Origin of the sequence: Catenuloplanes niger, from assembly GCF_031458255.1 — a bacterium.
Taxonomy (GTDB): domain Bacteria; phylum Actinomycetota; class Actinomycetes; order Mycobacteriales; family Micromonosporaceae; genus Catenuloplanes; species Catenuloplanes niger.
Window position 1 is genome coordinate 8,228,072 of the sequence record NZ_JAVDYC010000001.1, and the last position, 7,438, is coordinate 8,235,509.

General features: G+C 72.7%; 6 protein-coding genes. 3 read left to right on the forward strand and 3 right to left on the reverse strand.

Features of this window, described 5'->3' with window-relative positions:
* Positions 1-1,305 (reverse strand): ABC transporter substrate-binding protein, encoded by a 1,305-nt coding sequence (locus J2S44_RS36190; RefSeq protein WP_310423689.1) that lies wholly within the window; start codon positions 1,303-1,305, stop codon positions 1-3.
* The gene (locus J2S44_RS36195) at positions 1,302-4,124 is read right to left on the reverse strand and encodes an alpha-L-rhamnosidase (RefSeq protein WP_310423693.1); all 2,823 of its coding nucleotides are present in this window, start codon (positions 4,122-4,124) and stop codon (positions 1,302-1,304) included. Before J2S44_RS36195 ends, J2S44_RS36190 begins: the two co-directional genes overlap by 4 nt.
* A gap of 153 nt (positions 4,125-4,277) precedes the next feature.
* On the opposite strand from J2S44_RS36195, the gene J2S44_RS36200 reads away from it, so the two are divergent.
* A complete protein-coding gene (locus tag J2S44_RS36200; RefSeq protein WP_310423696.1) occupies positions 4,278-5,192 on the forward strand; it encodes an AraC family transcriptional regulator in 915 nt (304 codons plus the stop codon).
* A gap of 82 nt (positions 5,193-5,274) precedes the next feature.
* Here the strand turns inward: J2S44_RS36200 and J2S44_RS36205 are convergent, their stop codons facing one another.
* Positions 5,275-6,375 (reverse strand): winged helix DNA-binding domain-containing protein, encoded by a 1,101-nt coding sequence (locus J2S44_RS36205; RefSeq protein ID WP_310430092.1) that lies wholly within the window; start codon positions 6,373-6,375, stop codon positions 5,275-5,277.
* Between the two features lie 354 nt (positions 6,376-6,729).
* Between J2S44_RS36205 and panD the strand changes: the two genes are divergently transcribed.
* Positions 6,730-7,149 carry an aspartate 1-decarboxylase gene (gene panD / locus J2S44_RS36210; protein ID WP_310423699.1) on the forward strand — a complete coding sequence of 140 codons (420 nt, stop codon included), beginning with the start codon at positions 6,730-6,732 and terminating at the stop codon, positions 7,147-7,149.
* 29 nt (positions 7,150-7,178) lie between these two features.
* Positions 7,179-7,394 carry an MbtH family protein gene (locus J2S44_RS36215; RefSeq protein ID WP_310423702.1) on the forward strand — a complete coding sequence of 72 codons (216 nt, stop codon included), beginning with the start codon at positions 7,179-7,181 and terminating at the stop codon, positions 7,392-7,394.
* Positions 7,395-7,438 lie beyond the last annotated feature (44 nt).

The following is a 7,438-nucleotide window of genomic DNA, read 5'->3' on the forward strand; positions in this document are numbered from 1 at the left end:
TCACCAGCCCGGCAGGCCGAGTTGCTGCGCCTGCTTCTCGACGTCCCGGTCGTAGAGCGCGGCCCCGTCCGCGGCCGGCCGGATGCCGGAGCCGACCTCGACCGTGATCTGCTCCAGCGCCGGTCCCTTGACCGGCGACAGGAACTCCAGCGCCAGGCTGGACGCGCCGGGCGTGTCGAAGTACGCCTGCATGTCCAGGATCGCCTGCGGCGTGCCGGCCGGCAGCGTGCACCCCTTCACCATGTACGGCCCGCTCGGCGGGCTCGCCTCGGCGAACGCGGCACACCCCTCGGGGCTGGCCACGTACGCGAGGAACTTCCGGGCCGCGTCGAGCCGCTCGCCCTCGGTCGACCTCGGGATGTAGACGCCGGCGGACGCCCACACGGTCAGCCCGTTCGTCGCCGCGTCCGGGCCCGGCACCGCGAACAGTCCGATGTCGCCGATCCGGTCGGGATGGTCGGTCGCGAGGCTGGTCACCACGGACGTGAGGATCGGGTAGTGCGCGCCCCGGCCCTCGGCCAGCCGGGCCAGCCCGTCGACCATCTTCGCGGACGCGAAGTCGTCGTTGAGATATCCGGCGTCGTGCACCTCCTGCAGGTGCTGGAAGCCGCGCAGCGCCGCCGGCGAGGTGGCGTACTTCGTCCGGTTGGCCGTGTAGTCGGCCGCGAACGACGGCTCGGCCGCGGCCACGTTGTGGAAGTCGGCGAGCACGAACAGCTGCGACGTCCAGGTGTCCTGATAGGTCTGGACGACCGCCGCGATCCCGCCGGCCGCCTTTATCCGCGCGTTGTTCGCCATGAACTCCGCCCACGTCTTCGGCACGGTCAGCCCGAGCCGGGCGTAGACCGCCTTGTTGTAGAGCACCGCGCCGCCCATCGACGCGTTGAACGGCACGCCGTACAGCTGCCCGTCCGCGGTCACGGTCCGCCGGAAGTTGTCGTCGAGCCGCGCGGCGAACGGCTGGTCGGTGACCGGGGCGAGGTTCTGCGCGGGCGCGAGCGCCTGGAACAGCGACCCGGAGTTGTACTGGAAGATGTCGCTCATGTCGCCGGTCGACAGCCGGGTCTTCACCACGTTGTCGCCCTCGCTGCCCTGCGGCCGGGTCTCCACGTCGATGGTGATGTCCGGGTTCGCCGCGGTGAAGCCCTTCGCGAGCGCCTCGGCCGGCTTCAGCGACTCGGCTGAGTTGTCGACCAGGAACGTGAGCGTGAGCGTCCCGTCGTCGCTGTCGCCGAGACTGCCGGGGGAGCACGCGGTCAGCGCCAGCAGCGCGGCCACGGCCGTGACGATCAGTCGGTTTCTCATGGGGTGCCTCCACGGAATCCTCGCGGTGTCGATCGAGCAGCATCCTTGCGGGATCGCTCGAGCAGCGCGTCCAGGCGGGCGCGCAGCGCAGCCGCGCCGGGTGCGAACCCGTACGCGGTGGCGGCGTCGGACAACTCCGTCGCCGGCCGGTCGAGATAGGGGCCGAGCTGCCGGGCCAGGTGCGCCTCGTCGCGGGCCACGCCGGACGTGACCGCGGCCTCGACCACGCTCGTCCACAGTGGTGCGTGGTCCATCAGCGCCCGGATCGTGTCCGGCGTCCCGGCGGGTGGGGTGGGGTCCGGGACCGTCCACGCGTGCCGGCCGCGCCCGACGTGGAGCGGCTCTGCGGCGCCGGGCAGGAAGACGGTGGCGGTGCTGCCGGCCGGGACCGTGACCCGCACCGTGAGCCGGCCGTCCGCGCGTTCCCAGCCGGCGTGCGCGACACCGTACGGCGTGTGGTGCCGGGCCCGGGCGAAGCTCAGCGCCGGGGTCGGTACCGGCCGGATCAGCAGCTCGCGGTAGCCGGGTGCGGCCGGTGCCAGCCCGGCCACGGTCCGGTGCAGCCAGTCCGCGACCGCGCCGAGCGCGTAGTGGTTGAACGACGTCATCTCGCCCGGATTGATGCTGCCGTCCGGGAGCATGCTGTCCCACCGCTCCCAGACCGTGGTCGCGCCCATCGTCACCGGGTAGAGCCAGCTCGGGCAGCCGGTCTGCAGCAGCAGCCGGTAGGCCAGCTCCGGTTCGCCCGCATCGGTCAGCGCGTCCGCCAGCAGCGGGGTGCCGACGAACCCGGTGCTGATCCGGAACCCGGACGTGCGCACCAGGTCGGCCAGCCGCCGCCCCGCCCGGCGCCGCTGCTCCTCGCCGGGCAGCAGCGCCCAGCACAGCGCCAGCGCGTAGACCGTGGGCGCGTCGCTGAGCACCCGCCCGGACGCGGTCGTGTACTCGGCCGCGAACGCCGCCCGTACCCGCTCGGCCAGGTTCCGGTAGTGACGGGCCGCCGCCGGGTCGCCGACCGCCGCGGCTGCCTGAGCGGTCAGTTCGGCGGAGCGGGCCAGGTGCGCGGTCGCCACCACGTCCGGGTCGGCCTTGGCCGCGGCCGGCTCGTCCGGCGGTGCGGACGGGTCCAGCCAGTCGCCGAACTGGAAGCCGCCGGTCCACAGCAGATCGTCGCCGGCCAGCGCCGCGACCCGGTCCACCCAGCCGCGCATGCTCGGCAGCTGGCGGCGCAGCACCTCCAGGTCGCCGGTGCGCCGGTGGACCGTCCACGGCACGATCACGGCCGCGTCGCCCCACGCGGCCGCGGCCGGGCCGGTGCCGCGCAGCACGTCCGGCACGACGAACGGCACCGAACCGTCGCTGTGCTGCTCCGCGGCCAGGTCGGCGAGCCAGGAGGTGAGGAACCCGGCGCTGTCGAACAGGAAACTCGCGGTGGGGGCGAAGACCTGGATGTCGCCGGTCCAGCCGAGCCGCTCGTTGCGCTGCGGGCAGTCCGTGGGGACGTCCAGGAAGTTGCCGCGCATGCTCCAGACCACGTTGTCGTGGAACCGGTTCAGCAGCTCGTCGGACGACTCGAACCAGCCGGTCCGCCGCAGATCGGTGCCGACCACGACGGCCCGCACGTCCTCGAGGCGCAGCCCGTCGACGCCGGTGACCTCGGCGTACCGGAAGCCGTGGAACGTCAGCGACGGTGCGAGCACCGTCTCGTCCGGGCCGGCCAGCACCCAGGTGTCCGTGGCCTTCGCGGTCCGCAGTGGCCGGACGCCGAGTTCGCCGTGCTCCAGCACCTCCGCGTGCCGCACCCGGATCTCATGACCGGCCGGGTGACCGCGCACGGTGAGCCGCACCCAGCCGACCAGGTTCTGGCCGAAGTCGACGAGCGTGGCACCGCTCGGCGAGGTGCTGATCTCCACCGCCGGTACGGTCTCGGTGACCCGCACGGCCGGTCCGTCCGGCGCGCACAGCCGCCGCGGATCGCCGTCGGCCAGATCAAGGGCGACGACCTCCCCGCCGGTACGGGTGAGGTCCGTGCGCTGACCGTCGTAGAGGTCGTCCGCGACGATCGTGCCGGTGCGCGCGGTCCAGGACGCGTCCGTGCCCACCGTCCGGGTGCTGCCGTCCGCGTGGGTGATCTCCAGCTGGGCGAGCAGCGCGAGCCGGTCGCCGTAGAGCGCGCGCTCGTGCCGGAACCCGAGGTGCCCGCGCCACCAGCCGTTGCCGAGCTGCACGTCGATCCGGTTCTCGCCGTCGCGCAGCAGCCCGGTCACGTCGTAGGTCTGGTATCGCAACCGGTGCCGGTAGGCGGTCCACCCGGGCGTGAGCAGCGCGTCCCCGGCCCGCTCCCCGTTGATCGACGCCTCGTAGAGCCCTTCCGCCGTGATGTACAACCGGGCGGAGACGACGCCACCCGCGGCGGCGGTCCCGGGCGTGGTGAAGACGGCGGAGAGGATCGGGGACGAGTCGTCCGGGCCGGTGCGCGGGCTGATGAACCGGGCCGACCAGTCGTCCGGCGCGAGCAGGCCCGCCTCGACCGTGGTCGGCGTGCTCCAGCCGCTCCACCCGTGGCCGGCGTCCCGCACCCGCACCGTCACCTCGGCGCGCTCCCGGGACCGCAGCGGGGTGTCCGGCCACGCGACCAGCACCTGGTCCGCACCCTCGCGGGCGAACGTCTCGGTGCGGCCGCCGCGGCTGACGCGTACCTCGTACCCCCGTTGCCGGTCGTGCTCGTCGGGCAGCCACCAGGAGAGCCGGGGCGTGGCCGTGCCGATGCCGAGGACGGGGCCGGCGTGGTGCTCGAAGCGGACGGCGGTCGGGAACATGGCACTCCCCGGTGATGTAACGATTCACGGGCGCTGGAACGGTGTTACGGCTAGGTTTCGCCTGCGTCGATCCTCCGGCCGGAAGGGACCCCCGACATAGCCCCGGATGCGCGGCCTCTAGCACAGAATGCGCATCGGGCCTATCGTCGGCCCATGTCGGCGCCGCCCCCCGTGGACAACACGCGCTCGATGCTGCACTTCATCGACGGGTCGGTCGCCTACGCGGGCCACTACCTGCACGAGGGTGTGCACGAGACGCACACGCACAGTTTCGTGGAGATCGCGGTCGTGGTCGGCGGGTCCGGCACCCACCACAGCCTGTCCGGGCGCCGGCGGCTCGAGGTCGGCGACGCGATCCTGCTCCGGCCCGGCGTCTGGCACGGCTACGAGGAGTGCCGCGGGCTGGACCTCTACAACTGCTGCTTCTCCACCGAGCTGCTGCAGCGCGAGCTGGCCTGGATGCGCGGCGACCCGATGCTCGGCTATCTGCTGTGGACCGGGCCGTACTCCGACCGGCGCCGCGGCATCCTCACCACCCGGCTGACCGGGGACGCGCTGGCCGAGTCGCTCACCCACCTGGACGCGCTCGACCGGCTGCGCGCACTGCCGGTCGCGCTGCACCGCGGCGACATCATCGGCCGGCTCGCGCTGTTCCTCAGCCACCTGGCCCGGTCCGTCTTCGACGTCGGCGCCGCGCCCGGCCGCACCCATCCGGCGGTGACCCGCGCCATGCACCTGCTGGAGGAGCGCCCGGCGTACGCGTGGAGCCTGACCGCGCTCGCGGACGCGCTGCACCTGACGCCCGGCCACCTGGTCCGGGTGTTCAAGACCGCGACCGGCCTGCCGCCGATGGCCTACCTGAACCGGCACCGGGTCGAGATCGCGGCCGACCGCCTGCTGCACACGGACACCCCGATCGGCCGGATCGGCGAGCTGGTCGGCTGGCCCGACCCGAACTACTTCGCCCGGCGGTTCCGCGCGCACTACGGGATGAGCGCGTCCGCCTACCGGGCCCGCTTCACGCATCGCGTCGCGAAGCTGCGCACGTTCACCGGAATCGACGCGTAGATCGTGCTAATCCGCGGCCCGAGCTGCTGTTCCGGGCGTTCGTGCCGATTCCGGGCCGTCGCGCCCGGATGTTTTGATCGTTTCAGCACAGCACCCGCACCTGGGCGGCCGGCAGCTCCTTGCGCCACCAGTGGCCGTAGCGGCCGTAGACCGCCGGGTCGCGCCCGGCCAGGAACGCGATCAGGGATCGTGCCTCGCCGGTCAGCCCGTGCCACGTCTCCTCGCCGAGCGGGTGGAACGCGGTGATCTCGACGCCCTCGCCGGTCACCCGCCACACGCCGGCGACCCGCCCGTCCACCAGCACCGCCGGCAGAACGTCGCCGTTCCGGCGGAAGATCACCGGACGGTACGCGGCCGGTACGACGCGGCTGCGGTCGGCGTAGGCGAGCAGGACGCTGTCCCACATCGGCAGCAGCCGGGGCGGCGCGACCGTGTCCTCGTCCGGGAGCGCGCCGCCCGGCACGTCCAGCAGCCGGCCGCCGAGCCGGACCAGGCGGTCGCCGAGCCGGTCGACGGCGCGCCGGATCGCCGACTGAGTCAGCAGACTGAACTGCCCGATGTCCTGCGGCGTCGCCGGCCCGAAGCCCTCCAGGTAGCGGAGCACGAGCTCCTGCGCCGCCTGCTCGGTCGGCCGCGAGCCGGCGGCGGCGACGTAGGTGGCGGGCGGTGGCCCGTACGCCCACGGGCCGCCGGTGGGCACGTGGCGCAACGGGGCGAACGTGCGCAGCGCCCACCACACCCACCGCCCGGGCACACCGGTCCGCTCCGCGAGCATCGCCTCGATGTCCGCGCCGGTGCGCGGCGTCGCGGCGAACTCGGCCAGCGCGGGCAGCAGCGCGTCGCCGTCCACGTCGGACAGTCCGGTGCCCCGGTAGCGCTGGTCGTACAGCCGGCCGTCGCGCAGCCGGGGCGCCATCGCGCCGTGCAGGACCGGCCAGTCGTCCGCGTGCACCGCGTGCAGCGTCATCCGGACCAGCGTGGCCCGGACCACGGTGCTGTCCGCGAAGGCGGCGTCCAGCGTGGCCGGGTCGAAGCCGGACAGCCGGTTCCACAGCGCCAGGTACGGCGACGCGGGCGACTGGGCCTGCAACGCGACCACCCGGCGGACGCCGTCCGGCGTGGACAGCGGCGCGCGTGCGAGCAGCAGCTGACGGGCGAGCGTGGCGCGGTTGAGCCGGGTCATCGAGGTCACCGGGCACAGTGTTCCGAAACGCGGGACCGCGCGGGGTGAGAAATCGGTTTCACCACGTCATCCGTCGTTCATCGTGGCTGGTGGTATCGGTGTCGATGCGTGGTGTGGCACACGCATGGTGATCAAGGCCTTGCGGGACCGAGTGACCATGGTTAGCCTAGCCTAAGTTCCGGAGGAATCGACGGATGTGATCCGCCGTCGGGCGTCTTCCTCCTCGTCTGCGAGGTGCTGGATCCACCAGTGGCAGCCGGTACGGGGCCTTACCGCCGCGTACGGGCCGATGACGTGTGCCCGCCGAACGTATCGACCGGCGTTCACGCTGAATGCATCACGACAGGAGACGAAGTGCAGCGCATCGTGCTCAACGGAAAGATTCACCGCGCCACCGTCACCCAGGCCGATCTGCATTATGTGGGATCGCTGACCATCGACGCCGACCTGATGAAGGCGGCCGACATCGTCGAGGGCGAGCGCGTCCAGGTCGTCGACATCACCAACGGCGCGCGCCTGGAGACCTACGCCATCACCGGCCCGGCCGGCAGCGGCGTGATCGGCGTCAACGGTGCCGCCGCGCATCTCGTGCACCCCGGTGACCTGGTCATCGTCATCACCTACGCGATGCTCTCCGAGGCCGAGCTCGCCGGTCACGCGCCCCGGGTCGTGCACGTCGACGAGGGCAACCGGATCGTGGCGCTGGGCACGTCACCGTCCGAGCCGGTGCCCGGCCGGCCCGAGCTGGCCGACGGCGCCGTCGCCGCCCGGTAGAACCATTCCTGGGAATTGGAGAAATTGCGATGACGAATCCGTTCGACGACGAGAACGGCGTATTCCTGGTGCTCGTGAACGACGAGGGCCAGCACTCGCTCTGGCCCGAGTTCGCCGAGGTCCCGGCCGGCTGGCAGACCGTGTTCGGGCCGTCCGACCGGGACTCGAGCCTGGCCTACGTGGAGCAGCACTGGACCGACATGCGCCCGCGCAGCCTGCAGGAGGCGATGGACCGCGCCGACTGACCGAACCGGCATAACGGACAAACCTCGAGCAGAGAGCGGTTGCG

Excerpts from the sequence above, each read along its gene's own strand:
- J2S44_RS36215 (WP_310423702.1), top strand. The coding sequence starts at position 7,179 with ATGACGAATCCGTTCGACGACGAGAACGGCGTATTCCTGGTGCTCGTG.
- J2S44_RS36205 (WP_310430092.1), bottom strand. The coding sequence starts at position 6,375 with ATGACCCGGCTCAACCGCGCCACGCTCGCCCGTCAGCTGCTGCTCGCA.
- J2S44_RS36195 (WP_310423693.1), bottom strand. The coding sequence starts at position 4,124 with ATGTTCCCGACCGCCGTCCGCTTCGAGCACCACGCCGGCCCCGTCCTC.
- J2S44_RS36190 (WP_310423689.1), bottom strand. The coding sequence starts at position 1,305 with ATGAGAAACCGACTGATCGTCACGGCCGTGGCCGCGCTGCTGGCGCTG.
- J2S44_RS36200 (WP_310423696.1), top strand. The coding sequence starts at position 4,278 with ATGTCGGCGCCGCCCCCCGTGGACAACACGCGCTCGATGCTGCACTTC.